The 25,423-nt window shown below is 72.2% G+C and carries 23 protein-coding genes and 2 pseudogenes; 15 read left to right on the top strand and 10 right to left on the bottom strand.

Translation table 11 applies throughout. The features are described from left to right. Window positions 1-36: 36 nt before the first annotated feature. The 8 genes and pseudogenes from rpmI (at window position 37) to KGS77_RS05075 (ending at window position 9,791) form a co-directional block, all read left to right on the top strand. A complete protein-coding gene (rpmI, locus tag KGS77_RS05110; protein ID WP_242578882.1) occupies window positions 37-231 on the top strand; it encodes a 50S ribosomal protein L35 in 195 nt (64 codons plus the stop codon). Window positions 232-335: 104 nt separating this feature from the next. Beyond that, on the top strand, window positions 336-719 hold the full coding sequence (rplT, locus tag KGS77_RS05105) for a 50S ribosomal protein L20 (RefSeq protein WP_242578881.1): 384 nt from the start codon (window positions 336-338) through the stop codon (window positions 717-719). Between the two features lie 179 nt (window positions 720-898). Continuing rightward, a complete protein-coding gene (locus KGS77_RS05100) occupies window positions 899-1,753 on the top strand; it encodes an RNA methyltransferase (protein ID WP_242578880.1) in 855 nt (284 codons plus the stop codon). Between the two features lie 39 nt (window positions 1,754-1,792). Then, on the top strand, window positions 1,793-3,049 hold the full coding sequence (locus KGS77_RS05095; RefSeq protein ID WP_242578879.1) for a PAS domain-containing sensor histidine kinase: 1,257 nt from the start codon (window positions 1,793-1,795) through the stop codon (window positions 3,047-3,049). 251 nt (window positions 3,050-3,300) lie between these two features. Then, entirely contained in the window at window positions 3,301-4,425 is a 1,125-nt protein-coding gene (gene pheS, locus KGS77_RS05090; protein WP_242578878.1) for a phenylalanine--tRNA ligase subunit alpha, read from the top strand. Then, a pseudogene (pheT, locus tag KGS77_RS05085) lies at window positions 4,425-6,952 on the top strand (phenylalanine--tRNA ligase subunit beta). The gene pheS and the pseudogene pheT overlap by 1 nt, the downstream one beginning before the upstream one ends. A 922-nt stretch (window positions 6,953-7,874) precedes the next feature. Beyond that, a pseudogene (locus KGS77_RS05080) lies at window positions 7,875-9,211 on the top strand (transcriptional regulator). 49 nt (window positions 9,212-9,260) lie between these two features. Beyond that, on the top strand, window positions 9,261-9,791 hold the full coding sequence (locus tag KGS77_RS05075) for an NUDIX hydrolase (protein ID WP_242578877.1): 531 nt from the start codon (window positions 9,261-9,263) through the stop codon (window positions 9,789-9,791). Between the two features lie 74 nt (window positions 9,792-9,865). On the opposite strand, the gene KGS77_RS05070 is transcribed toward KGS77_RS05075, so the two are convergent. Further along, window positions 9,866-10,090, bottom strand: a complete 225-nt coding sequence (locus tag KGS77_RS05070; protein WP_242578876.1) for a hypothetical protein — start codon at window positions 10,088-10,090, stop codon at window positions 9,866-9,868. A gap of 568 nt (window positions 10,091-10,658) precedes the next feature. Between KGS77_RS05070 and KGS77_RS05065 the strand changes: the two genes are divergently transcribed. After that, window positions 10,659-11,126, top strand: coding sequence for an SRPBCC family protein (locus KGS77_RS05065; protein ID WP_242578875.1), 468 nt, complete (start codon window positions 10,659-10,661; stop codon window positions 11,124-11,126). 227 nt (window positions 11,127-11,353) lie between these two features. Here KGS77_RS05065 and KGS77_RS05060 read toward each other — a convergent pair whose 3' ends face one another. Continuing rightward, window positions 11,354-12,208, bottom strand: a complete 855-nt coding sequence (locus KGS77_RS05060) for a 3-hydroxybutyryl-CoA dehydrogenase (RefSeq protein ID WP_277994185.1) — start codon at window positions 12,206-12,208, stop codon at window positions 11,354-11,356. Window positions 12,209-12,404: 196 nt separating this feature from the next. Here KGS77_RS05060 and KGS77_RS05055 point away from each other — a divergent pair, with 196 nt between their 5' ends. Then, a complete protein-coding gene (locus tag KGS77_RS05055) occupies window positions 12,405-13,667 on the top strand; it encodes a family 10 glycosylhydrolase (protein ID WP_242578873.1) in 1,263 nt (420 codons plus the stop codon). A 150-nt stretch (window positions 13,668-13,817) separates the two neighbouring features. Here KGS77_RS05055 and KGS77_RS05050 read toward each other — a convergent pair whose 3' ends face one another. After that, window positions 13,818-14,015, bottom strand: coding sequence for a DUF1918 domain-containing protein (locus tag KGS77_RS05050; RefSeq protein ID WP_242578872.1), 198 nt, complete (start codon window positions 14,013-14,015; stop codon window positions 13,818-13,820). 193 nt (window positions 14,016-14,208) lie between these two features. On the opposite strand from KGS77_RS05050, the gene KGS77_RS05045 reads away from it, so the two are divergent. Beyond that, window positions 14,209-14,667, top strand: coding sequence for a GNAT family N-acetyltransferase (locus KGS77_RS05045; protein ID WP_242578871.1), 459 nt, complete (start codon window positions 14,209-14,211; stop codon window positions 14,665-14,667). Between the two features lie 49 nt (window positions 14,668-14,716). Here the strand turns inward: KGS77_RS05045 and KGS77_RS05040 are convergent, their stop codons facing one another. The 6 genes from KGS77_RS05040 to KGS77_RS05015 all read right to left on the bottom strand — a co-directional run bounded on the left by KGS77_RS05040 (window position 14,717) and on the right by KGS77_RS05015 (window position 21,107). Next, window positions 14,717-16,123: an alpha-glucosidase/alpha-galactosidase gene (locus KGS77_RS05040; protein WP_242578870.1), complete on the bottom strand. Its 1,407-nt coding sequence runs from the start codon at window positions 16,121-16,123 to the stop codon at window positions 14,717-14,719. Then, window positions 16,120-17,157, bottom strand: a complete 1,038-nt coding sequence (locus KGS77_RS05035) for a sugar kinase (protein WP_242578869.1) — start codon at window positions 17,155-17,157, stop codon at window positions 16,120-16,122. Before KGS77_RS05035 ends, KGS77_RS05040 begins: the two co-directional genes overlap by 4 nt. Window positions 17,158-17,288: 131 nt before the next feature. Then, window positions 17,289-18,176 carry a carbohydrate ABC transporter permease gene (locus tag KGS77_RS05030; protein ID WP_242578868.1) on the bottom strand — a complete coding sequence of 296 codons (888 nt, stop codon included), beginning with the start codon at window positions 18,174-18,176 and terminating at the stop codon, window positions 17,289-17,291. Beyond that, window positions 18,173-19,075: a sugar ABC transporter permease gene (locus KGS77_RS05025; protein ID WP_242587298.1), complete on the bottom strand. Its 903-nt coding sequence runs from the start codon at window positions 19,073-19,075 to the stop codon at window positions 18,173-18,175. Before KGS77_RS05025 ends, KGS77_RS05030 begins: the two co-directional genes overlap by 4 nt. 296 nt (window positions 19,076-19,371) lie before the next feature. Beyond that, complete coding sequence (locus KGS77_RS05020; protein ID WP_242587297.1) at window positions 19,372-20,661, bottom strand: ABC transporter substrate-binding protein; 1,290 nt, start codon at window positions 20,659-20,661, stop codon at window positions 19,372-19,374. A 248-nt stretch (window positions 20,662-20,909) separates the two neighbouring features. Then, entirely contained in the window at window positions 20,910-21,107 is a 198-nt protein-coding gene (locus tag KGS77_RS05015; protein ID WP_242578867.1) for a hypothetical protein, read from the bottom strand. 289 nt (window positions 21,108-21,396) lie between these two features. Between KGS77_RS05015 and KGS77_RS05010 the strand changes: the two genes are divergently transcribed. The 4 genes from KGS77_RS05010 (at window position 21,397) to KGS77_RS04995 (ending at window position 24,226) form a co-directional block, all read left to right on the top strand. Next, window positions 21,397-21,987, top strand: coding sequence for a hypothetical protein (locus KGS77_RS05010; RefSeq protein ID WP_242578866.1), 591 nt, complete (start codon window positions 21,397-21,399; stop codon window positions 21,985-21,987). A gap of 218 nt (window positions 21,988-22,205) precedes the next feature. After that, on the top strand, window positions 22,206-22,538 hold the full coding sequence (locus tag KGS77_RS05005; protein WP_242578865.1) for a DUF4333 domain-containing protein: 333 nt from the start codon (window positions 22,206-22,208) through the stop codon (window positions 22,536-22,538). A 241-nt stretch (window positions 22,539-22,779) separates the two neighbouring features. After that, window positions 22,780-23,679 carry a VCBS repeat-containing protein gene (locus tag KGS77_RS05000; protein WP_242578864.1) on the top strand — a complete coding sequence of 300 codons (900 nt, stop codon included), beginning with the start codon at window positions 22,780-22,782 and terminating at the stop codon, window positions 23,677-23,679. A 184-nt stretch (window positions 23,680-23,863) separates the two neighbouring features. Then, the gene (locus tag KGS77_RS04995; RefSeq protein WP_242578863.1) at window positions 23,864-24,226 is read left to right on the top strand and encodes a DUF4180 domain-containing protein; all 363 of its coding nucleotides are present in this window, start codon (window positions 23,864-23,866) and stop codon (window positions 24,224-24,226) included. Between the two features lie 25 nt (window positions 24,227-24,251). Here KGS77_RS04995 and KGS77_RS04990 read toward each other — a convergent pair whose 3' ends face one another. Next, entirely contained in the window at window positions 24,252-25,244 is a 993-nt protein-coding gene (locus tag KGS77_RS04990) for an alpha/beta hydrolase (protein ID WP_242578862.1), read from the bottom strand. Window positions 25,245-25,423 lie beyond the last annotated feature (179 nt).

Here is a 25,423-nt window from a genome sequence, read left to right as displayed (position 1 = left end):
CCGGTGGGGGCGCCACTGACGAGGAGAGAACGGCGCATGCCGAAGAACAAGACGCACAGCGGTGCCAGCAAGCGCTTCAAGGTCACTGGCTCCGGCAAGGTGATGCGCGAGCGCGCCGGCAAGCGCCACCTGCTCGAGCACAAGTCGTCCCGTCTGACGCGTCGCCTCACCGGCAACGCCGAGATGGCCCCGGGCGACGCCAAGAAGATCAAGAAGCTTCTCGGCAAGTGAGTCCGCGCGCCCCGCACGGCGTGGGCGCAGCAGGACCTGGACCGGGACCCAATCGAACCGGGCCGCGTGCGGACAACCGCGGCCCCGCTACAAGGAGTTAACAAGTGGCACGCGTCAAGCGGGCAGTCAACGCCCACAAGAAGCGCCGGGCGATCCTCGAGCAGGCCAGCGGCTACCGCGGCCAGCGTTCTCGCCTCTACCGCAAGGCGAAGGAGCAGGTCACCCACTCCCTCGTCTACAACTACAACGACCGCAAGAAGCGCAAGGGCGACTTCCGTCAGCTCTGGATCCAGCGCATCAACGCCGCTGCCCGCGCCAACGGCATGACCTACAACCGCTTCATCCAGGGTCTGAAGGCCGCCAGCATCGAGGTGGACCGCAAGATCCTGGCCGACCTCGCGGTCAACGACCCGAACGCGTTCGCCGCGCTCATCGAGGCCGCCCAGAAGGCGCTGCCGAGCGACGTCAACGCCCCGAAGGCCGCCTGAACCGGCGCCTGAAGGCTGTGTGACGCGGACCCGCAGGCTTCCGGCCTGCGGGTCCGCCGCCGTTTGCACCCCCGGGCGGACCTGCCGGGCTGTGGCCTTTGCCGCCTCTTTGCTTTTTGTTTTCTCCGCCCCGCGTCCTTGACCACCACCTTGACCACCGCAGAAGCGAGCCGCCGCCCATGGGCACCCCCGAGCTGATCTCCCCGCGTTCCTCGCGTGTCGCCGCCGCCCGGCGGCTGGCCCGCCGCACCTTCCGCGGCAAGGAGCGCCGGTTCATCGCCGAGGGCCCGCAGGCGGTACGGGAGGCGATCGCGCACCGTACCGGCGGCACGCCCACCCTCATCGAGCTGTTCGCGACCGTGGAGGCCGCCGAGCGGCACGCCGAGATCGTCTCCGCCGCACACGCCGCCGGGGTGCCCGTCCACTTCGCCGACGACCGGACCGTCGCCGACATCTCCCAGACCGTCACGCCCCAGGGGCTGATCGGTGTCTGCCGGTTCCTGGACTCCCCGTTCGAGGAGATCCTGCGCGCCCGGCCCAAGCTGGTCGCGGTGCTCGCCCACGTCCGCGACCCCGGGAACGCCGGGACGGTGCTGCGCTGCGCGGACGCCGCGGGCGCGGACGCGGTCGTGCTGACCGACGCCTCCGTCGACCTGTACAACCCCAAGTCCGTACGGGCCTCGGTCGGTTCGCTCTTCCACCTCCCGGTCGCCGTCGGCGTACCGGTCGAACAGGTGGTCGGCGGGCTGAAGGGCGCCGGCGTACGCATCCTGGCGGCCGACGGCGCAGGCGACCGTGACCTGGACGCGGAGCTGGACCAGGGCACCATGAGCGGCCCGACGGCCTGGGTGTTCGGCAACGAGGCGTGGGGGCTGCCGGAGGAGACCCGCGCACTGGCGGACGCCGTGGTGCGCGTACCGATCCACGGCAGGGCCGAGAGCCTCAACCTCGCCACGGCCGCCGCCGTCTGCCTGTACGCCTCCGCCCGTGCGCAGCGCACCCCCGGAGGGTGCCGCTCCGCCTCCCGCGGCTAGTAGGGTTGCGTGCCCGGGGGCCCGGAAGGGGTAGCGGGGATGGATGTGAGGACTTCCGGCACCACGGTCGCCGCTGACACCTGCCCGCCCGGCGTCTCCGCCGAATCCCACGCCCCAGGAGCCTCGGTGGCCTCGGAAACCCCAGGCGACTCGGGCGGCCCGGGCGACTCGGCTGGCCCTGGCGACTCGGGCGTCCCACCGGCCCCGGACGCCCCACCGGCCCCGGGCGTCCGGGGCTGCTTCGCCGATCTCGGTCTGGACCCCGACGATCTCCCCGACGGCCTGGTCGTCGCCGACGAGACCGGCCGCGTCATCTGCTTCAACGCCGCCGCCGCCCGCATCACGGACATCGCCCCCCAGGACGCCCTCGGCCGTCCCCTGGAGCGGGCCCTGCCGCTCCAGGACATCGAGGGCCGCCGCTGGTGGCAGCTCACCGACCCCTACGGCGGCCTGTCCATCCGCAGCGGCCAACCGGAGCGGAACCTGCTGCTCGGCGGCCGTGAGGTGCTGGTCTCGGCGCGCTACGTACGCAGCCGGCCGAACGGCCCCGTACGCCGCGTGGTGATCGCCGTACGTGGCACCGAGGCCCGGCGCCGCACCGAACTCAGCCACGCCGAGCTGATCGCCACCGTCGCCCACGAGCTGCGCTCGCCGCTGACGTCCGTGAAGGGCTTCACCGCCACCCTCCTGCAGAAGTGGGAGCGCTTCACCGACGACCAGAAGCGGCTGATGCTGGAGACCGTGGACGCCGACGCCAACCGCGTCACCCGGCTGATCGCCGAGCTGCTGGACATCTCCCGGATCGACTCGGGCCGGCTGGAGGTACGGCGCCAGCGGATCGACATGGCCGCGGCCGTCCGCCGCCACGTCCAGGCGCAGACCACCGCGGGACAGAAACCGGACCGCTTCCTGATCAAGATGCGCGAACCGCTGCCCGAACTGTGGGCCGATCCGGACAAGATCGACCAGGTCCTGGGCAACCTGTTGGAAAATGCGGTGCGCCATGGCGAGGGAACCGTCACCATTGAGGTCGGACCGTCACCGAGCGGCACCGGCCCGGAAGGAACGACCGTCACCGTGAGCGACGAAGGCCCCGGCATCCCCGAGGAGTCGATGAGCCGCGTCTTCACCCGCTTCTGGCGGGGCAGCAAGCGCGGTGGCACCGGCCTGGGCCTGTACATCGTCAAGGGCATCGTCGAGGCCCACGGCGGCACGATCACGGTCGGCCGGGCCCTCGCCGGCGGCGCCCGGTTCCGATTTAGCCTGCCCGTCGGGACCCCGGCCTTCATGGCCTGACCGGGACCGACGGGCTCACCCGGACCGGGGGCGCGGATCCGGGCGCGGCGGCCGTCCCCTTAGACTTGCCTTTTGGCACCTTTGGCCTTTAGGGATGTCCGATCCACTCGGACACCTGCCAGCAGGGTCGGGGGTTGGGGGTGTCTGGTCCACCAGACGCCCCGACCGCGCGCCAAGCTCGGCTTCGCAAGCCCGGCAGGGAAATCAGCCGGGGCGATGCGAAGCGCAGCCCATCGGAAGCACGGGAAGAGATGTCCGCACCCAATAAGTCGTACGACCCTGTCGAGGTCGAGGCACTGAAACCGGAAGAGATCGCCCGCGTGCGGGACGAGGCGCTCGCCGCCGTCGCCGCCGCCGGCGATCTTGAGGCGCTGCGCGAGGTGAAGGTCGCCCACACCGGCGACCGCTCCCCGCTCGCGCTGGCCAACCGCGAGATCGGCGCCCTGCCACCGCACGCCAAGGCGGACGCCGGCAAGCGCGTCGGCCAGGCCCGCGGCCAGGTCAACCAGGCGCTCAAGGCGCGCCAGGAAGAGCTGGAGGCCGAGCGCGACGCCCGGGTCCTGGTCGAGGAGGCGGTCGACGTCACGCTGCCGTACGACCGCCTCCCGGCCGGCGCCCGGCACCCGCTGACGACCCTGTCCGAGCGGATCGAGGACATCTTCGTGGCCATGGGCTACGAGGTCGCCGAGGGCCCCGAGGTCGAGTCCGAGTGGCTGAACTTCGACGCGCTCAACCTCTCGCCGGACCACCCGGCCCGCACCACCCACGACACCTTCTTCGTCGAGAACGACGCGGCGGGCACCGACCAGACCGGCGTGGTGCTGCGCACCCACACCTCGCCCGTACAGATCCGTACGATGCTCGACCGCGAGCCGCCGCTGTACGTGATCTGCCCCGGCCGCGTCTACCGCACCGACGAGCTGGACGCCACCCACACCCCGGTCTTCACCCAGGTCGAGCTGCTGGCCGTCGACGAGGGCCTGACCATGGCGGACCTCAAGGGCACCCTGGACCACATGGTCCGCGCCCTGTTCGGCGAGGGGATGCAGACCCGGCTGCGGCCGAACTACTTCCCCTTCACCGAGCCGTCCGCCGAGATGGACATGGTCTGTTACGTCTGCCGCGGCGCGTCCGTCGGCAACCCGGACCGCCCCTGCCGCACCTGCTCCAGCGAGGGCTGGATCGAGCTGGGCGGCTGCGGCATGGTCAACCCGCGGGTCCTGACGGCCTGCGGCGTCGACCCGGAGAAGTACAGCGGATTCGCCTTCGGGTTCGGCATCGAACGGATGCTGATGTTCCGCCACAACGTCGAGGACATGCGAGACATGGTCGAGGGTGACGTGCGCTTCACCCGGCCGTTCGGGATGGAGATCTGATGCGGGTCCCGCTTTCCTGGCTGCGGGAGTACGTCGACCTGCCGGCCGGTGAGACCGGCCGTGACGTACAGGCCAAGCTGATCGCCGCAGGGCTGGAGGTCGAGACCGTCGAGCAGTTGGGCGCCGGTCTCAAGGGCCCCCTGGTCGTCGGCAAGGTCCTCACGATCGAGGAGCTGGAGGGCTTCAAGAAGCCCATCCGCTTCTGCACGGTCGACGTCGGCACCGCCAACGGCACCGGCGAGCCGCAGAACATCGTCTGCGGCGCGCGCAACTTCGCCGTCGGCGACAAGGTCGTGGTCGTACTGCCCGGCGCCGTGCTGCCCGGCGACTTCAAGATCGCCGCGCGCAAGACCTACGGCCGGGTGTCCGAGGGCATGATCTGCTCCGGTGACGAGCTGGGCATGGGCGACGACGGCAGCGGAGGCATCATCGTGCTGCCGCCGGAGTACGAGCCCGGCACCGACGCCATCGAGCTGCTGGAGCTGGTGGACGAGGTCCTGGACATCGCCGTCACCGCCGACCGCGGCTACTGCCTGTCCCTGCGCGGCGTCGCCCGTGAGACCGCCACCGCCTACGGCCTGCCGCTGCGCGACCCCGCGCTGCTGGACGTGCCGCCGCCCAACTCCTACGGCTACCCGGTCAAGATCGCCGACCCGATGGGCTGCGACCGCTTCACCGCCCGTACGGTCGTCGGCCTGGACCCCGAGGCGCGCTCCCCGATCTGGCTCCGGCGCCGCCTCCAGAAGGCCGGGATGCGCCCGGTCTCGCTGGCCGTGGACGTCACCAACTACGTGATGCTGGAGCTGGGCCAGCCGCTGCACGCCTACGACCGCTCCCGGATCCAGGGGACGATCGGCGTGCGCCGCGCCGAGCCGGGCGAGAAGCTGACCACCCTGGACGGGACGCGGCGCGTCCTGGACGCGGGCGACCTGGTCATCACCGACAACCGCGGCCCCATCGGCCTGGCGGGCGTCATGGGCGGCGCCAACACCGAGATCGCCGACTCCGCGACCGACCCGGAGACCGGCGAGGCCACCGGCACCACCGAGGTGGTCATCGAGGCCGCGCACTTCGACGCGGTCTCCATCGCCCGTACGGCCCGCCGCCACAAGCTGTCCTCCGAGGCGTCCAAGCGCTTCGAGCGCGGCGTGGACCCGCAGGCCGCCTCGGCGGCGGCGCAGCGGACCGTGGACCTGCTGGTGCTGCTCGCGGGCGGCACCGCCGAGGCCGGCGTCACCGAGATCTCCTCGCCCGGCGCGCCGCACACGATCACCCTCTCCGCGTCACACCCGGACCGGGTCGCGGGGGTCGACTACGGCCGCGAGACCGTCGTACGCCGCCTCCAGGAGATCGGCTGCGACGTGTACGGGCAGGACGAGCTGGTCGTCACCGTGCCGTCCTGGCGGCCCGACCTGACCGACCCCAACGACCTGGCCGAAGAGGTCATCCGGCTGGAGGGCTACGAGAACCTCCCCTCCACGCTGCCCTCGCCGCCCGCCGGGCGGGGCCTGACCGAGCGGCAGCGGCTGCACCGCCGGGTCGGCCGCGCGCTGGTCGGCGCCGGCTACGTCGAGGCGCTGAACTACCCGTTCATCGGCAAGACGGCCCTGGACCAGCTCGGCATCGAGGAGGACGACCCGCGCCGCCGGACCGTCAAGCTCCTCAACCCCTCTCCGACGAGGAGCCCTTCCTCCGTACGACGCTGATCCCGGGCCTGCTCGGCGCCCTGCGCCGCAACGCCGGCCGCGGCAGCCAGGACCTGGCGCTGTTCGAGACCGGGCTGGTCTTCCAGCCGACCGGTCAGGAGAAGCCGGCCGCCCGGCTGTCCGTGGACCGCCGCCCGACCGACACGGAGATCGCCGCGCTGAACGCCGCGCTGCCGCGGCAGCCGCGCCGGGTCGCCGTGGTGCTCTCCGGGGCGCGCGAGCAGGCCGGCTGGTGGGGCCAGGGCCGCCCGGCGAGCTGGGCGGACGCCGTCGAGGCGGGCCGCGTCGTCGCCCGGGAGGCGGGTGTGGAGCTGATCGTCCGCCAGGACCAGCGCGCGCCGTGGCACCCGGGCCGGTGCGCCGCGCTGCTCGCCGTCGTCGACGGCCGGGAGGTCCTGGTCGGCAACGCCGGTGAGCTGCACCCGCGCGTCACCAAGGCACTGGGTCTGCCGGAGCGCACCGGCGCGATGGAGATCGACCTGGACCGCCTGGAGGAGGCGGGGGAGGGCGTGGTGCGCGCCCCGCGCATCTCCACCTTCCCGGTCGCCACGCAGGACGTCGCGCTGATCGTGGACTCCGCGGTTCCGGCGGCCCAGGTGGAGGCGGCGCTGCGTGAGGGCGCGGGCGGGCTCCTGGAGTCGCTGCGGCTGTTCGACGTCTTCACCGGTGAGCAGGTCGGCGAGGGCAAGAAGTCCCTGGCCTACGCGCTGCGGTTCCGCGCGCCGGACCGCACGCTCACCGCCGAGGAGGCTTCGGCGGCGCGGGACGCGGCGGTCGCGGTGGCCGTTGAGCGCACGGGAGCGGTGCTGCGCGGCGCGTGATCTGAGGCGGCCCCGGTCGGCGGAGAGCCCGGCAGCGATGCGCTGCCGGGCTCTTTTCCGCCTGTGGCGGTGGTGGCGCTTGTGGGCGGCGGCTCGTTGTGGGTGGTTGCTGTGTGTGGCGCGATGCCTGCGGCGCGACCTTGTCGGTCATGTGCGGATTGTTTGGTCTTGGACCCGGTGCGGTCGGTGGGTGGGGTGGGGCGCGGTCGCACCGGGGCCACTCCTCGGGCCGTGTGCGTGGCTGGTACGCCGTAAAAGGAAGCCCGCGTCTTGCACACGGCCCTGCGGGGAGTCCCCGATACGCCCACGCCCGGCCGTCCCCGAGCCGCCGGTCACATCTTTCCAACCGGTCCCAAGACCCGGCCGGTACGGCCGCCCCGCCGGGTACGACCTCCCCGTACGGCCACCCCTCCGGGCACGACCTCCCCATACGCCCGCCCTGTGCTTTTTGCCACCAGGAGCCGCCTTCGGGGTACCGACCCGCACGGCGGGTCACCTACCAACCCTCCCCCCAGGGGTGGGCGCGCTACCGGACGGGAGGGGGCGGGCCGGAGGGGGCGTGTATCAAAGCGTAAAGCGAAGCAGCTTTGATACACGCCCCCGCAGGCCCGACCCCGCCACCCACCACCCAGCAAGCGCAAAGCGCCCACCCCACCAACCCCTCCCGCCGAAGGCGAAACCGCACCCCGCACGGGGGGAAGGGGGGAAGACCGCCGCCGGGGTAACCCCACGGCGCACGGCCACCCCGAATCGGCGCGCCGTCACGGACGGAAAAGGGTCACGGACGGAAGCGGACGGAAAAGCACACCCCGTGTGAACCCCCCTTGACTACGCTGATTCGAGGGGGATTTGAGTCGACAAATCCACTCGACTCCACGAGACGACGGCCCGTCGCGCCGGGCGGGCTCATCAGGAGGGCGCCATGGAGCCCAACAGCCTGCTCGACGCGATCCTCGACGAAGCGGGCATTTCGCATGCCGGACTGGCCGTACACGTCAACCAGCTCGGCCGTCAGCGCGGCTTGAACCTGCGCTATGAACACACCGCCGTGGCACGCTGGCTGAAGGGGCAGCGGCCCCGCGGGCAGGTTCCCGACCTGATCTGTGAGGTACTCGGTGAGCGGCTGCACCGTGCCGTCGGCCTGGATGACATCGGGCTCAGCCGGCCCGGGGTGCGGCGCCCGCCCGACACTCCGCTGTCGGGCTTCGTCGAACGGGCCACCGCGCTGTGGCGGTCCGACGAGCAGCAGCGTCCGCATGTGCTGGCCGCCCCGGCGCTCACCGGCACTTCGGCGGTCATACCCGTATGGGAGTGGGAGAACCCGCCCGAGGACTCCGACGTCTCGCGGGACGGCCTGACGCGCGTGAGCATGGCCGACATCGAGATGCTGCGCGCGGCCCGTACCCACTACGAGCAGATGTACCGGAAGGCGGGTGGTATAGCGACCAGAACGCGCGTCGTCGGATTCCTCAACACCGAGGCGGCCCCGTTGCTGCGCGGCAGTTACACCGACGCGACGGGCCGGCAGCTCCACCGGGCGACCGGGGGGCTGGTGGCGGTCGCCGGCATCTGTGCGTACGACTCGGACGCTCTGGGACTGGCCCAGCGTTACTTCCATCAGGCACTGCGGCTGGCGAAGGCCAGTGGGGACCGGGGACTGGGCGCGTATGTCATCGCGCTGCTGGTCAACCAGTGCCTGTTCGTACGGGAGTACCGCCAGGCGGTCGCCTTCGCGGAGGCAGCCCTGCGCACCGCCGGACCGCAGATCACCGCGGCGCTGGCGGCCGACCTCTACGCGATGCAGGCCAAGTCCTACGCACGCCTGGGCGACGGCGCGAGCGCGCTGTCGTGCATCCGGCGCGCGGAGGCGGCGGCGGAGCGGATACGTCCCGGTCTGGAGCCCGACGAAACGGACTACGTCCAGCCGGGCCTGGTGAACGTACAAGTGGCGGAGGCCCTGTTGAGCCTGGGCGATCTGCGCTCCGCACGGCAGCACGCCGACGCCGCCGTCGACACCCCGCGCACGACCGGGGCCGGGTCCACCGGCTGGCCATGCTCACTCATATCGAGCTGCGCCAAGGGGACGCGGACCGGGCCGTGGCCAATGCCGCGCAGATGACGGAGCAGGCACGGGGGATGGAGTCCCAGCGGCTGCGGGACCGGCTCCGGGCGGTGCGTGAGCACCTGGCCGAAACCGGGAGCTCCGCCACCGACGAGGCTGCCGACCTGATCGACGAGGCGCTGCGCGTTCCGCTGTGAACCAGGCCCGTGTCACCTTTGCCGGCTCAACGGCGGAAGGTGGCACTACGTGCGTTGGAAGAATCTCAGGGAGCAGACCGTGTACGAGAACCGCTGGTTCCGGGTCAATCTCGCCGATGTCGAACTCCCCGACGGCCGTCATCTGGATCACTATCTGATCCGGCTGCGGCCCGTTGCCGTGGCCACGGTGGTCAACCGGGCCAACGAGGTGCTGCTGCTGTGGCGGCACCGCTTCATCACCGACAACTGGGGATGGGAGCTGGCCGCGGGGGTGGTCGAGGACGGCGAGGACATCGCGGTCGCGGCAGCCCGTGAGATGGAGGAGGAGACCGGGTGGCGTCCCGGTCCCCTCCGGCACCTCCTCTCCGTGGAGCCGTCCAACGGGCTCACCGATGCCCGGCACCACATCTACTGGTCCGACGAGGGCCGGTACGTAGGTCATCCACAGGACGACTTCGAGTCCGACAAACGGGAGTGGGTTCCTCTCAAACTCGTGCCGGACCTGGTGGCGAAGGGGGAGGTGCCGGCCGCCAACATGGCGGCTGCACTGCTGCTCCTGCACCACATACGGCTGGGCTGACGGGCTGACCCGACCGGTCCCGCCGCGTACCGTCCGACTGCCTGTCCCGGCCGGAACCGGACCGGCGAGCAGTGTCAATGCCCCACCACCTGCCACACGGCGATCACCAGTGCCGCGAGACCCGTGAGCGCGGCGATGGAGGGCAGCGGCCATCGGCCGTGCTCCAGACGCGTGACGCGGGCGTGCAGTTCGCCCGCGTCACGTTCGTTCTGCTCGGAGCGCTGGACGAGCAGCGCGAGCTGTCCGTCGACACGGGCGGTACGCACATCGAGGCAGCGCCTGAGCTCCACCGTTTCCATGGCGACCGGTTCGGTTTGGGGTGGGCGGTCACGGTCCGCTCCTCTTTCCTCTTGCGGAAGAGACTTCGTTGTCCATACGCGGCCCAGCTAACTGCCCTGGGCTGTACGGCGGGAGCGTGTGCGCAGGGAATATGCGGGTCACCCGCGCACACCCCGTGTGAAGTGACCCACCGTGAGCGGCGGCGGCGAAAGGCGGTGGGGGTGTGCGCCGCGCACACGGGGTGTGAGACGGGCACCCGTGCCCGCGGCTTTCACACGCTCCCGCACGCGGCGCGGCGGCAGTTGACTCGGAAGCCACGGGGGAAGCGCCGGCGGACGGGCGCCCGCCGGCCGGATGTCCGTCCGCCGTCTTTCCCCCGAGCGGCGGACGGACAGCCCTCCGCGCGGGCCTCCTCATAGGCTCCTCATGGAGCCGCTCCTCTTCGCCCGCGGACGGCTGACCCGGATCGCCGTCGGTCAAAGGCCCGTGCTCTCCTCGCGGACGAGCGCGGGCTCCGTCGTCTTCGCTGTGCGGGGACGGCGGCGCGCGTCACCGGGCAGGGGGCCCGGGGAGTGCATGATGGTGGCCATGCAGAAACTGGAGCTGACCCAAGCCCCTGCCGCCTCCGCTTCCATGATCATTCGTAAGCCGCCGGAAGAGGTGCTCGAAGCCTTCGCCGATCCGTCCGTCACGACGCGGTTCTGGTACAGCAGGAGCAGCGGAAGGATGGTTCCGGGAGCCGAGCTGCGCTGGGAGTGGGAGACGTACGGCGCGTCCGTCCAGGTCCGGGTCGAGGCGGTGGAGGAAGGCCGGCTGATCCGCTTCCAGTGGGGCAATTACGAGCAGCCGACCCTGGTCGAACTGAAGTTCACCCCGCAGGCGTCGAACGCCACGTTCGTGGAGGTCACCGAGACGGGTTTCCAGGGGTCGGGGGACGACGCCGTCCGCTGGGTCAACGACACCGTCGGCGGCTTCACCACTGTGCTGTGCGCACTGAAGGCCCTGCTTGAGCACGGCATCGAACTCGGCGCCGTCGCCGACCACCATCCGGTCTGATCCGGTCCGGCTGCCGGACCTGCCTGATCTCCATGCGGCCCGCGGCCGTCAGGAGGGGGCGGCGTGGTGCCGGTGCACGGTCTGCCGGTGGCGCAGCCCGTCGGCGGGCCGGACGTCCCCCGTCCGGGAACGGGCGGAGGGCCGCCACCTGATGGTGGCGGCCCTCCGGTTGCCGGGTGGCGGGTGGGTGCTCCTCGCGTACGGCCGGGTCGGGAGCCGGCCAGGTCTCAGTACGTGTAGAAGCCGGAGCCGGTCTTGCGGCCGAGACGGCCGGCGTCGACCATGCGCTGGAGGAGGGGCGGGGCGGCGTACAGGGCTTCCTTGTACTCGTGGTACATCGAGTCGGCGACCGAGGCGACCGTGTCCAGGCCGATGAGGTCGGAGAGCTTGAGCGGGCCCATGGGGTGGGCACAGCCCATTTCCATGCCGTTGTCGATGTCCTCGCGGCTGGCGATGCCCGATTCGAACATCCGGATGGCGGAGAGCAGGTAGGGGATCAGGAGCGCGTTGACGACGAAGCCGGAGCGGTCCTGGGCGCGGATGGCGTGCTTGCCCAGGACATTCTGGACCAGCATCTCGGCGCGCTTGATGGTCTCCTCCCCGGTGGTCAGCGCGGGGATCAGCTCGACGAGCTTTTGCACCGGTGCCGGGTTGAAGAAGTGGATGCCGATGACCTGGTCCGGGCGCGAGGTCGCCACGGCCAGCTTCACCAGCGGGATCGATGAGGTGTTCGACGCCAGGATGGCGTCGGGGCGGCTGACCACCTGGTCGAGAACCTGGAAGATCTCCGTCTTGACCTGCTCGTTCTCCACGACCGCCTCGATGACGAGGTCGCGGTCGGCGAACTCGCCGAGGTCGGTGGTGAAGTTGAGCCGGCCGAGCGCCGCGTCGCGCTCCGCGACGGTGATCTTGCCGCGCTCGGCGGCCTTGCCGAGCGAGTTGGTCAGGCGGGTGCGGCCCAGTTCCAGCGCCTCGCCGGTGGTCTCGGCGACCATGACGTCCAGGCCGGAGCGTGCGCAGACCTCGGCGATGCCCGCGCCCATCTGGCCGCAGCCCACCACCCCGACGCGTGCAATGTCCACAGTTGAGTCCGTCACCTCGTGCCTTTCGCTGATCTTCGGGACCGGCGGCGTGGCACAGGGCCCCGCTTGTGGCGGGAACAGACCCCGGCGTCCGCCTCGGCCCCGACGTTACTCCGCGCGTCGCTGTGCACCGGGGGCCGGGGCGGGCATTCTGGTCTCTCACCCCGGGACGTATCGGACAAGTAGGGGGCGCGACATGAGACGGATCACACTGAGCCGCAGAGCGTTCGCCGTGACGGCACTGGGCGCGGCCGTCGCGCTGCCGGGTGCGGGCCCGGCGGGCGAGGCGATGGCCCGGGAAAGCGGGACAAAGCGGGCTTCCAACAACGGGCGGCAGGAGTTCCGGGGGATGTGGCTGGCGACGGTGGCCAACCGGGACTGGCCCTCCAAGGCCGGGCTGCCGTCCGGGCGGCAGCGCTCCGAGCTGATCGCCTTCCTCGACAAGGCCGTCGCGGACCGGCTCAACACGGTGGTCTTCCAGGTGCGGCCCACCGCGGACGCGCTGTGGCCCTCCCCGTACGAGCCCTGGTCGCAGTACCTGACCGGTACGCAGGGCAAGGACCCCGGCTGGGACCCGCTGGGCTTCGCGGTGCGCGAGGCCCACCGGCGGGGGCTGGAACTGCACGCCTGGTTCAACCCCTACCGCATCGCCAACCACACCGACCCCTCGAAGCTGGTCCCCTCCCACCCCGCGCGCAAGCACCCCCAGTGGGTGGTGCCGTACGGCGGCAAGCTCTACTACAACCCCGGGCTGCCGGAGGTACGGCACTTCGTCCAGGACGCGATCCTCGACGCGGTGGAGCGGTACGCCGTCGACGGCGTCCACTTCGACGACTACTTCTACCCGTACCCCGTGGCGGGGCAGACCTTCGACGACGACGCCGCGTACCGGGCGCACGGCGGCGGATTCCCCGACCGCGCGGCCTGGCGCCGGGACAACATCGACCGGCTGGTGCGGGAGACCGCCTACCGGGTGCACCGGACGCGCCCCAAGGCCCGCTTCGGGGTGAGCCCGTTCGCCATATGGCGCAATCGCGCCACCGATCCGGCCGGTTCCGACACCCGCGCCGGGGTGCAGACCTACGACGACCTGTACGCCGACACCCGCAAGTGGGTGCGGGAGCAGTGGATCGACTACATCGTGCCCCAGGTGTACTGGCACATCGGTTTCGCCGCCGCCGACTACGCCAAGCTCGTGCCGTGGTGGGCGGACGTCGTCAACGGCACCCGCGTCCATCTGTGCATCGGCGAGGCGCTGTACAAGGCGGGGGCGGCCGGCCAGCCGCCGCAGTGGCAGGACCGCGCGGAACTCTCCCGCCACCTCACCTTCGCCCGGCGCTACCCGCAGGTGCACGGTCACATCTTCTTCTCGGCGAAGGAGGTCGCCGAGGACCCGGCCGGAGCCATGGCCCGGGTCGTGGCCGACCACTACCGTCACCCGGCGCGCCCGCCGCGCTGACGGCGCGCCGCACCGGGCTTACGGCCGGCTCCCCGCCGCGATCCCGGCCGGGCCCGAGGCCGGCCTCCACCGGGGCCGGCCGGACGCCGGGACGGCCCCGGGGAGCCGGGGGCACCTGTCGGCAGGGTCGCTGCCCGGCGGGCCGGGCCGCTATGCCTCTTCGGCGGGGAAGGGACGTACGACCGTGTCCGGCCCCGGCGACATCACGGTCTCGTGGCCGTCCTCGAAACGGACCCGGTACGGCGGGGTGCCGTCCGCCCCCAGGACCTCGATGATCTCGGCGGTCCGGTCGTGCTGCCCCACGATCCTGCCGTGCACCAGCAGTCGGTCTCCCACACTCGCATGCATCAGCGACGGCCTCCTCGTCAACCTGGTGGAGAGTGTGTTCCGTGGGCGCAAGTGTACGACCGGGAGGCCGCCCGCGCGTCCGGTTCGACCGCACTTCCGACGTCGCGCGCCGCACCGGTCACGGGAGCGGCACCGCCCCGATCCTCCTTACGGGGCATGACGCCGGGCCGGTGGTTCTGAGATTCTCGCCGCCATGATCGACACCATCGCCCTCGACGAGGACCACGAGATATCCACCGACCCCGATCGCCTGGACGCGGAGCTGGTGCACCACTGGCTCACCACGGACACCTACTGGGCCACCCGCCGCTCCCGGGAACGGCAGGACCGGGCCATCGCCGCATCGCTCAACTTCGGCGTCTACGAGCGGGCTTCGGGCCACCAGGTCGGCTACGCCCGGGTCGTCACCGATCACGTCACCTTCGCCTGGCTGTGCGACGTCTACATCGCCCCCCGCGCCCGGGGCAGGGGACTGGGTACGGCACTGGCGGCGCGGGTCCGCGACCATCTGGAGCCGTACGGGCTGCGCCGCATCATGCTGATCACCGGCGACGCCCACGGCGTGTACGCCAAAGCGGGCTTCGAACCGCTGCCACAGCCCGAGGCGTTCATGAACCTCGACCTCAGCGAAGCCGACTACCGCGCACCGTAAGGCCGGTCCCCGGGCCGACGTGCCCCCGGGCCGCTGTGCCGTCGTGCGCTCAGTGCCCCAGTACGGCGCGCAGTTCCGGCGGGAGGAGGTCCGCGTGCGCCCGTACGAGGTCGTCGCACAGGTCCCAGATGCGTTCCACCGGCAGTGCGGCGGCGGTGGCCGGGTCGATCATGGCCGCGTGCCGGATGTGCCGCGGATCGCCCTCGGTGGCGGCGCGTACCACCAGGTCGCCCGTACTGACGTACGTACGGTTCAGCGCCGCGCACTGCGGGGGCAGCGCGCCGACCCGGGTGGGCTGCACCCCCAGGGAGTCCACCAGGCACGGCACCTCGACCACCGCGGAGGCGGGCAGATTGTCCACCAGGCCCCGGTTGGGCACATTGCCGTAGACCGTCCGCGGGGTGCCGGTGACGATGCTGTGGATGATCTGCGGCGCGTACTCCGTGGTGCCCTCCACCGGCAGCGGGGTGCCTGCGGCGAGTGCGGCCCGGGTCTTCTCGTACGCGGCGGTGTTCTCCTGGACGATGTCCAGGTACGCGCCGACCGGCAGCCGCAGCCGCGCCACCTCGCTGTCGTGACGGAGGTACCAGGGGACGTACTCCGAGGAGTGCTCGCTGGTCTCGGTCGGGTAGTGGCCCAGCCGGCGGTACATGTCCACCCGGACCCGGCGGCGCAGTTGGGGGTCCTTGGCGATCGCCTCGTCCAGCAGCGGGTACAGACTGCGCCCGGCGCGCTCCCAGCGCAGCAGCCACGCCTGGTGATTGACGCCGGCGGCCAGATAGGAGACCTCCTCGAACGGGACGCCGAGCAGCTCGCAGAGGTCGTGCACGGTCCAGTACACCGAGTGGCACAGGCCCACGACCCGGCGCAGCCCGGTGGCCCGGGTCAGGTACATCACGTTCATCGCCATCGGGTTGGTGTAGTTCAGCAGCCAGGCGTCCGGGCAGACTTCGGCGATGTCCTCGCCCAGCGCGCGCAGCAGCGGGAAGGTGCGCAGCGCGCGGAAGATGCCGCCGATGCCGAGGGTGTCACCGATGGTCTGGCGCAGGCCGTAGCGGGCGGGGACGGCGAAGTCGGTACGGGTGGCCTCGTCCATGCCGACCTGGACGGTGTTGATGACGAAGTCCGCGTCCTCCAGGGCGGCGCGCCGGTCGAGGTGGGCGGTGATCTTCGGCGCGGCGCCGCGCACCGAGGCGATGTGCCGGGCGGCGGCCTCGGCGGTGGCGAGCCGTTCGGGGTCGATGTCGTGCAGGGTTATCCGGGCGCGGGCCAGTTCGGGGAAGGCCAGCAGGTCGGCCAGCAGCCCCTGGGTGAACACCACGCTGCCCGCGCCCACGAAGGCGATCTTCACCTCGCCGGACGCGCGGGCCGGGCGGGTGGTCCCGGCAGGACCGTCGGATCGGTGGGGTGTGGGCGGCACGGTGCCCGCGGGGGTGCTGCCGGGCGCGTCGGTCATCGGGGACTCCCTGGGGTCGGGGCGGCGGCGGCCCGGGCCTCGTCCCAGGTGGGCTGGGCCGCGGTGCCGCCGGGGGCTCGGGTGGACAGGGCGCCGCAGGCCGCGGCGAAACGCAGTGCTTCGTACGTGGTCATGCCGCCCAGCACCGCGGCGAGGAACCCGGCGTCGAAGCTGTCGCCGGCGCCGACGGTGTCCACCGGCGCCGCGGGCACCGCCGGTACCGCCAGGGCCGCGGCCCCGTCGTGCGCCAGTGCGCCGTTCGCGCCGTCCTTGACGACGACCAGCGGGCCGAACCGGGCCAGTCGGCCGGCCGCGGCGACCAGGTCCTGGGAGGGTATGCCCGCCTCGTCCGCTGCCGTGTCCCGCGCCGTGTTCCCTGTCCCGTCCGGTAGCGCGTCCCGCGTTCCGTCACCCGCCAGGGCCCGCGCCTCGGCGGCGTTCGGCAGCAGGATGCCGGTGGCCTTCAGCACCGGCGCCAGCGCCCCGGTGTCCCACCGCCGCGACGGGTCGTCGTTGGTGTCCAGCGAGGTGGTCGCGCCGTGCTCACGGGCCCGCTCGAACAGCCCGGCCAGCCCCTGTGCCAGCCGCGGCATCAGGAAGTAGGACGCTGCGTGGACATGCCGGCTGCCGGCCAGCAGCGCGGCCGGTACGTCCCCGGGACCGGTGGCGGCCAGGCAGCCGGGCGCGGTGAGGACGGCCCGGTCGCCGTCACGGGTGAGGACCGCGGTGAGCGGGGTGGGCAGGCCCGGGTCGGTGGCCAGGGCGGTGACGTCGACACCCCGGTCGGCCAGGGCCGTACGGACGAAGCGGCCCGCGGCGTCGTCGCCGACCCGGCCCGCGAACGCCACCCGCAGGCCCAGCCGCGCCGCCCCGCAGGCGGTGATCGCGGCCGAGCCGCCGACCGTCAGGTCCGCCGAGGCGACCAGTTGCTCGCGCTGCCCGTAGTGCAGGGGATGGGGGACGGGCCCCAGGACGACATCGGGATTGGCGTCGCCGATGACGAGTACGTCTGTCTCACGGGACCGGTGGGACACGGGCGCCTCCAGGGCGGGCCACGGGCGGGCGGTGGGAGGACGGTGGGTACGTACGGGACAGGACGGGACGGGACGGGATGGGCGCGGGGCAGGTCGGGCGGGCCGCGGACGGTGTCCGGACAGCGGCCCGGCTACCCCTTGAGCCCGCTGGACGTCAGGGACTGGATGAAGGTCCGCTGGGCGAACAGGAAGGCCACCAGGACCGGGAGCACGGTGATGACGTTGCCCGCCATGATCGCCGACCACTCGTTGTGGTGCTGGCCCTGAAAGGTCGTCAGCCCGAGCTGGAGGGTGTACTGGGTGTCGTGGTTGATCGCGATGAGCGGCCAGGTCAGATCGTTCCAGGTGGTCAGGAAGGTCAGGACCGCGACGGTGGCCAGCGCGGGCCGGGCCAGCGGCAGCACGACGGAGTACAGCACCCGCAGCCGGGAGCAGCCGTCGATCCACGCGGCCTCCTCCAGCTCCCTGGGCAGCGACAGGAAGAACTGCCGGAAGAGGAAGACGGCGAACGGGGTGACCAGGGACGGCACGATCAGCGCGCCCAGGGTGTCGATCAGCCCCAGCCGCTTCATCACCAGGAACGTCGGGATCATGGTGAGCTGGAAGGGGATGACCATGGTCGCCAGCATCAGCCCGAGCAGCAGCCGGGACCCGGCGAACCGCATCCGGGCGAAGGCGTAACCGCCCAGCGATCCCAGCACCAGGTTGGAGAGCACCGCCGTGCCCGCGACGAGAAAGGAGTTGGCGAACCAGCGAGGGAACATCGCGTTGTTGAGCACGTAGCGGTACCCGGCCAGATCGATCTCCTTCGGCCACAGCGCGGGCGGGAACCGGTTGATCTCCGCGTTGCTCATCACCGAGCTGAGCACCAGCCAGACCAGCGGCAGCGCGAACCCCAGCGACAGCGGGGCCAGCAGCAGGTGCCAGGCGCTGAACGGCAGCCGGCGCCGCCCGCCCGCACGCCGGCCCGGACGGGCGGGCACGCGGGAGGCGTCACGCAGGGCCACGGGCGCGGTCATCGGACGGCTCCTTGCCCCGTGGCGCGGGCATGGCGCCGCCGGTAGAGGTGGAGGACGGCACCCGCCAGCAGCAGGGCGACCGCCAGGACGTACGCCGCGGCGGCACCGTACCCGGCGGTGAACATCTGGAACGCCTGCTCCCAGACGAAGTAGACGACGACGGTGGTCGACCCCAGCGGACCGCCCTTGGTCGTCACATAGACCAGGTCGAAGACCTGCAACGCGGTGATGAACTGCCACAGCAGCAGGAAGACGCTCACCGGGGTCAGGGCGGGCAGGGTGATGTGCCACAGCATCCGCAGCCTCCCGGCGCCGTCCAGCCGCGCGGACTCCACCAGTTCGGGGGGCACGTCCTGGAGCGCCGCGAGGTAGATCACCACGCAGAAGCCGACGCCGCTCCACAGGGAGACCAGGACCAGCAGGAACAGCGCCTGGTCCGGGTCGGTCAGGAATCCCTGCGGGGAGATGCCCAGCGCGTGCAGGAGGGAGTTGGCCGCGCCGAACTCCGGGTCGAGGATGAAGGAGAACAGGACGCCCTGGGCCGCGGCGGAGACGACGAAGGGGACGAAGATCAGCGTACGGTACAGGCCGATGAGGCGGATGCGGCGGTTGAGCGCCAGGGCCAGCGCCAGTCCGCCGACCAGGCTCAGCGGTACGTACAGCCCGGCGTACACCAGCGTGTTGCGTACGGCCGTACGGAAGCCGGGGTCCCGCGTCAGCGCATGGTAGTTGTCCCAGCCGACCCACCGGCCCGGCGTCACCAAGTCGTCGGCGCGCAGCGACAGCAGGAACGACCAGATGACGGGGACGACGCTCAGCCCGAGGATGATGACCACCGAAGGGCTGATGAAGCCCCAGGCGGTGGCGGACTCCCGGAGCCGGAGGGAGAGCGCGGGCAGCCGGAAGGGGCGCCCGGGGCCGGGGCCCGCCCGGCGGCCCGGGGGCCGGGGACGGCCGTCGCGCGGGTCAAGGGTGACGGCACGGGGCAATGGCGGCACCGCTGCCTCCTCGTCCGGTGGTCCGGGATCTCATGGGGGAGTGGCCTGGGCCATGGTGCTCATGGGGCGGCCGGCCACGGCGCTCGTCGGACGGCCGGCTCCGGCCCGTCATCGGGCGACCGTCCGCCATCGGGGAACCGCCCCTCATCGCCCATACCCCCGTCATCGCCATCCCCCCGTCATCAAGGCGCCGCCCGTCATCGGGGGATCAGCAGCGCCGCGTCCGCCTTCTCGGCGCAGCCGCGCAGCGCCCGGTCCGGCGTGCTCCTGCCCAGCAGTACGGCGACGACCGCCTCGCCCACCGCCTGGGAGATCTGCGGATAGGCCGGGTGGACCGGCCGCACCCGGGCGGTGCTCAGCGCGCCGGTGAACACCCGCAGCCCGGTCGTCCGGGCGGAGTGCCGCCGCCAGCCGGCCGATCGCGAGGCCGGCCGGCTCAGCGGGAGGCTGCCGCCGGTGGCGTCCCAGCGGACGTCGTTCTCGGGGCGGTTGAGCCAGGTGATGAACTCGACGGCGGCCCGGGACCGCTCGGGACCGTTGTCGAACACCGTCCAGGTGTCGGGCCCGGAGATCGTGCACGGCCGGCCGCTGTAGGTCGGCGGCGGTACGACGTCGTAGTCGACGCCGCCCTGGATGATGTCCGGGAGCTGCCAGGGGCCGGTGGCGACCATGGCCATCCGGCCGCCGATGAAGACCCGGTACATCTGCTCGCTGCCCGGCTTGGGGTCGATGTAGACACTGCGGTCCCTGACCAGTTGGGCCAGCGTCTCCAGCGCCCGCACCCCCACGTCCTTGAAGCCGATGCCGTGCCCGTCCGGCGCGATGACCTCCCCGCCCAGGTCCCAGATCATCGGCCACAGCCGCCACACGGTGTCCTCGTCCCCCGTACCCGGCCAGCCGGTCCCGAAGACACCGCGGTCCGGGTCCGTCAGGCGCCGGGCCGTCTCCAGGAACTGGGCCCAGGTCCAGCCCGCCTCGGGATAGGGGACACGCGCCCGCTCGAACAGCTTCTTGTTGTAGACCACGCACAGCGAGTCCAGGAGCGCGGGGGCGGCCCGCTGCTTCCCGTTGACGGTGACCGCGTCGCGGACCGGCGCCCAGTAGTCGTCCCAGCGGACGGCGCCGCCGCCGTGGAGCGCCGAGGTCAGGTCCACCACGCGGGGACTGCGGGCCACGCGGGCCAGGTCCGCGCCGTAGATGTAGGCGATGTCCGGGTACGAGCCGGAGGCCAGCGCCGCCGTCACCTTCTGGAGCATCGCGTCGGCGACCGCCCCGCCGGCGCTGGCGTCCACCCGGACGCGCGGGTGGGTGCGGTTGAAGTCCCGTACCAGCGCCTCGATGGCCTTGCGGCCGGTGTCGGCCTGGCCGTGCCACAGGTCGACGGTCACCCTGCCGTCGGGGCCCACACCGCCGGCGGCGGGCGCCGTGCAGCCGGCGAGGGCCCAGGCTCCGGCGGCGCCGAGCGCGAAGGAGCCCGCGCCGTGCAGGAGCCGGCGCCTGGACGGGCGGGGCGGTGCTGGGCACCGGGGTGCCGTCTTGTGGTGGGGCGCCGTCTCCCGGCGGGGTACGGCGTCCCGTAACCGTGTCCGGTCCCTCTCCCCGCTCACCACCGGTCCGCCCCCATCCCTCGGTGGCCCGTTCCCCTCATACGTCGGGACCCGGGCCACCAAGAGCTAACCAGCAGCCCTCAGCCGGTGCAACGGTGCTGACGTGACGTCGGGGCGATCAATTCGGCTTATTTGGTGGCCAGTTGGGTGCCCGGCCGATGGTCGCCGGCGGACGCGTACGTGAACGCGTCCGCCGGGCCCGTGGCGCCGGTCGCGCCCGCCGTGGAAACGGTGACATGGACGGTTCCGGTGCCGGCCGGCGAGGCGCTGCTGCACAACGAGGGGCCGCACGAGACATGGGCCGCGGGCGCTTTGCCGAAGGACACCGTGCCACCGGCGAGGTGCGACCCCAGGACGTACACCGAGGTGCCGCCGGCCGCGGGCCGCCGCGCACCGACAGGCCGGTGACCATACGCATACATACGGACGTACGCGGCGCACGCCCGGCCTACGGCCTCACCCGACCGGCCTACCGGCCCCGCACCTCCGCCTCGTCCGTGTCCACGCCGCCGACCTGCACAAACAACCTCGTATGCGCTGTGAGCACGACTGACCACCCTCCGCATCCGACCGTGCCGACATGCGTCCGGCCGCCCCGTGGGTTCTGCTCGGGACATGCCTATGCGCCATTTCCTCCCCCAGGTTCTCGGGGCCGGTGCCGTGGCGGCGACCCTCACGCTCGTGGGCGCGGGCGCCGCGAACGCCGCGCGCTCCGCCGAGACCTCCGATCCCGCCGGCACGGTGATCGTGCAGCCCGACCCGGTCGCTCCGGGTGGCGAGTTCTCGGTCTTCGACGGCGGCAACTGCACCGGCCGGACCGGGCTGGCCACCTTCGGCCGCGCCGGTGTCCCGGCCGTCAAGCTCAGCACGCTCAGGAACCAGGTCGGCGGTACGGGAACCGTACCCGCGGGTGCCGCGCCCGGCTCGTACACGGTCTCCCTCGTGTGCGAGAAGGCCCAGGGCGGGACGGAAGGCCCCTTCCTGGGAACGCTGCGGATCAAGAACGAGGGCACCGGCCGCGGTGTGGTGCCACGCGGCGGCTCACGAACCGGCCTGGGCGGCGCGTCGGTCGCCGACGCCGCGGCGCAGACCGGCGCGGGAGCCGGTGGCGCGGCGCTCGGCGCGGCCGTGGCGGCCGGAGCCGTGGGCTGGGGCGTCGTGGCCTTCCAGCGGCGGCTGCGCGAGGCCCGGGAGCGCCGGCCGTGACCCCTGCGGCCCGGACCGGCCCGACGGCGGCAGCCGGACCCAAGGAACCGGCCCCGGCTGCCCCGGTGCCGGCGGAACCCGCCCCGCCCGTACCCGCAACCAGCCCGCCGGTACCCGGCCCGCCCGCGCACGAACATTCCGCGCCCGGCCCGTCCGTACGCGCCCCCGCTCCGCCTGTACCCGGCCCGCCCGCGCTCCGCCCAGGGCTCGTCGTCCTGGTGAGTCTGGCCGTCGCCGCCGCCCTCGCGGCGATCGTGGCGTACGCCGTCGTACGGATGCTGGACCGCGACGCGACCAGCCCCCTCAGGGACGGCACGCATGTCGTCCCGAGCACGGAGGTCGCCGAGAACCTCACCCAGCAGTTGACCTTCCCCCTCATCCGCCGGGGGCCCGACACGGTGCGCTGCGCCGGGGACCTGCGCCCCGTACGGAACACGGCGGTACGCTGCACGGTCCGCTTCATGGGTGGCCCGGAGCGCCACATGACGGTCAGGGTCACCCGTGTCCGCCACGACACCGTCACCTACCGCCGCAACCCCCTGCTCGGCTAGGTCCTGTCGGCAAAACAGCGTCGTCCGCCCGCGGGGCAGACGGGATTCCGACGCGCGGACGGCCGTCGTCCCGGACCACCCCGGCGACCCCGCCCGAAGCCCGTACGAACGCCTCTTCTAATCTTTTGGTCAAGATCTGTGGGGGACCGCACGACTCGTGCCGGAACACTCGCTCCGGCCTGCCGCCTGGCGGCGTGAGGTGCCATGTGACCGGTTCCTCCCCCGACCATGCGGAGTTCCTTTGAAGCGACTGTCCCACCGCCGGCGCGGACTCGCGCGTCTGGCCACCGTGGCCACGGCGGTCACCCTGGCCGCCACGGTCACCGGTACCGCCGTCGCGGCCGTCCCCGCGGCGTCCGGTCCGGCGAAGAAGACCACCTCGCGCGCCGCCCGGGTCGCGAACAAACCGACGCCCGCCGCGCCGTTTTTCTTCCTGAGCGGGATCCTCCCGTCGGGCCAGATGTACGTGTACATGCCGGACGGAAAGGGCGGCTTCGACTCCCGGTCGGGTGCCTACCTCTGGCGGGGGCTGAAGTACTCGGTGTCGGTCGACCCCGATCTGACCGGGTATCAGGACGGGTCCTATCAGGTCATGTCCAACGGAGTGGTCAACCTGTGGCGCGGCGGGCACCTCAAGAAGGTGGCCACCGGCTGGCAGCAGTACACCGGCGTCCTCTCGCCCGGCACCCTGGCCCGCGCCGCCCACCCCGACCTGCTGGCCCGCGACAAGCAGGGCGTCCTGTGGCGCTTCCAGACCAAGGCGAACGGCACGCTGGCGCCGCGCGTCAAGGTCGGCACCGGCTGGAACCAGTACTCCCAGATCACCGGGGTCGGCGACTTCTCCGGCGACAAGAAGCCGGACATCGTCGCCCGCGACAAGAAGGGCGTGCTCTGGCTCTACAAGGGCACCGGCGACGGGCGCAAGCCGTTGGCCCCGCGCGTCCGGGTCAGCGGCGGCTGGAACCAGTACAACAAGCTGGTGGGCACCGGTGACGTCGACGGCGACCGCCGCAGCGACCTGCTCGCCCGCGACCCCAAGGGCGGTCTGTGGCTCTACAAGGGCACGGGCAAGGCGTCCGCGCCGTTCAAGCCCCGCGTCAAGGTCGGTAGTGGCTTCCAGCAGTACCGGGACCTCTTCTGACGTCCAGTCGGGGTGATGCCTGAGGCGTTGTGACGTTCCGACGTTCCGACGTTCCGACGTCACCCGCGCTCGGCGAGGTGCGGCCCGGCTCCCGGGCGGGCCGCACCGTCGGGCCGGTCCCGCCGGTCCCGCCGAGGAGAAAACCCGTCGCCCGGATCTGTACGCGGAGTTAGCATCGACTTTCATGAGCACCCTGCGAACCATCCATGACGTCCCTGTCCTGATGTGCGCCTCCGAGGGCGGGACCATCGGCGAGGAACGCGACGTCCTGGATCTCATAGGTGACGCCGGCTACCAGGGTGCCCAATGGGTCGTCGTCCCCGCCGGGCGGTTCGACGAGTCGTTCTTCCGGCTGCGTACCCGTGTCGCCGGTCAGATCGTCCAGAAGTTCGTCCAATACCATATGGGACTCGTCGTCCTCGGGGACATCTCCCGCCACACGGCGGACAGTTCGGCGCTACGGGACTTTGTCCGCGAGTGCAACCGCGGCCGGCAGACCTGGTTCCTCGCCGACGAGGAGGAGTTGCGCGAGCGCCTGAAGGGGTAGCGCCTGAGGGGCCGGCCGGCGCGGGTCACTTCCGTACGGGCGGCAGCTCCGCGAGGAAGTCCAGCAGCGCGGCATTGACCTCCTCGGGGCGTTCCTGCTGCGTCCAGTGACCGCAGCCGGGCAGCTCGGGGACCTGGCGCAGGTTCGGCATCGTCCGCTCCAGCGCCTCCAGAAGCTCGCCGACGCCGGGAAAGGCCCTGACCAGGTCGCGCTCGCCCGCCATGAAGAGCGCGGGCACGTCGATGGAGCGGCCTTCGAACGCCGCCGTCAGCTCCCAGTTGCGGTCGATGTTGCGGTACCAGTTCAGGCCGCCCGTGAAGGCGCGGGCGCCGTGCCCGGCGTACTCACGCGTGTAGACCGCGATGTCGTCCTCGGTCAGCCAGCCGGGCAGCCGCTCCGGTTCCGGCATGGCGTCCAGCAGCTTGGCGCCCTCGGGGATGACCCACGCCTGTGGCGGGTCGGTCATCGGGCTGTCGCCCGAGCCGCCGGCCAGCATGCGGCGGAAGGCCGTCGCGGGGTCCTGCGCCAGCTCCGCGTCGGCGACGCCCGGTTCCTGGAAGTAGATCTGGTAGAAACCCTCGCCGAGCTGCTCGCGCAGGGCGGCCAGCGGCGGTACCGGACCGCGCGGCCTCGGCGGCACGCTCAGCCCGGCGACGCCGCGCACCACGTCCGGACGGAACTGGGCGGTGGTCCAGGCGACCGGCGCGCCCCAGTCGTGCCCGACGACGACCGCCTGCTCCTCGCCCAGCGCGCGGATCAGCCCGATGACATCACCGGTGAGGTGCAGCATGCTGTACGCGGCGATGTCGGCCGGCTGCTCGCTGCGCGCGTAACCGCGCTGGTCGGGAGCCACCACCCGGTAGCCGGCCGCGGACAGCGGACCGAACTGGTGCCGCCAGGAGTACCAGCATTCCGGGAAGCCGTGCAGCAGGAGGACCAGCGGCCCCCGCCCCTGCTCGGCGATGTGCAGCCTGACCCCGTTCACCTCGACGAAGCTGTGCTCGACCGTGCTGGTCACATGTCCTCCCACTGCCGTGGTCGCCGACGCCGGCGCTGATGCCGACGTTGCCGTTGCCGCTCGGGCGGTGAGGTGACGCTACGGCCAAGCGGCGCGTCGCGGCAGCACCTTGTCCGGCCGTGTTGCGGCAGCGCATCGTCCGTCGCGTGCCGTGCCGTGCCGTCGCGTGCCGTGCCGTC

Source organism: Streptomyces sp. MST-110588, from assembly GCF_022695595.1.
In the GTDB taxonomy this organism is placed as follows: domain Bacteria; phylum Actinomycetota; class Actinomycetes; order Streptomycetales; family Streptomycetaceae; genus Streptomyces.
The sequence above is the reverse complement of the archived record's forward strand: the minus strand, read 5'-3'. Positions and strand labels throughout refer to the sequence as shown.

Bases quoted from the DNA above. Each gene is read 5' to 3' on its own strand.
- rpmI (WP_242578882.1), top strand. From the start codon at position 37: ATGCCGAAGAACAAGACGCACAGCGGTGCCAGCAAGCGCTTCAAGGTC.
- KGS77_RS05100 (WP_242578880.1), top strand. From the start codon at position 899: ATGGGCACCCCCGAGCTGATCTCCCCGCGTTCCTCGCGTGTCGCCGCC.
- KGS77_RS05095 (WP_242578879.1), top strand. From the start codon at position 1,793: ATGGATGTGAGGACTTCCGGCACCACGGTCGCCGCTGACACCTGCCCG.
- pheS (WP_242578878.1), top strand. From the start codon at position 3,301: ATGTCCGCACCCAATAAGTCGTACGACCCTGTCGAGGTCGAGGCACTG.
- KGS77_RS05070 (WP_242578876.1), bottom strand. From the start codon at position 10,090: ATGGAAACGGTGGAGCTCAGGCGCTGCCTCGATGTGCGTACCGCCCGT.
- KGS77_RS05065 (WP_242578875.1), top strand. From the start codon at position 10,659: ATGCAGAAACTGGAGCTGACCCAAGCCCCTGCCGCCTCCGCTTCCATG.
- KGS77_RS05055 (WP_242578873.1), top strand. From the start codon at position 12,405: ATGAGACGGATCACACTGAGCCGCAGAGCGTTCGCCGTGACGGCACTG.
- KGS77_RS05050 (WP_242578872.1), bottom strand. From the start codon at position 14,015: ATGCATGCGAGTGTGGGAGACCGACTGCTGGTGCACGGCAGGATCGTG.
- KGS77_RS05045 (WP_242578871.1), top strand. From the start codon at position 14,209: ATGATCGACACCATCGCCCTCGACGAGGACCACGAGATATCCACCGAC.
- KGS77_RS05040 (WP_242578870.1), bottom strand. From the start codon at position 16,123: ATGACCGACGCGCCCGGCAGCACCCCCGCGGGCACCGTGCCGCCCACA.
- KGS77_RS05030 (WP_242578868.1), bottom strand. From the start codon at position 18,176: ATGACCGCGCCCGTGGCCCTGCGTGACGCCTCCCGCGTGCCCGCCCGT.
- KGS77_RS05010 (WP_242578866.1), top strand. From the start codon at position 21,397: ATGCCTATGCGCCATTTCCTCCCCCAGGTTCTCGGGGCCGGTGCCGTG.
- KGS77_RS04995 (WP_242578863.1), top strand. From the start codon at position 23,864: ATGAGCACCCTGCGAACCATCCATGACGTCCCTGTCCTGATGTGCGCC.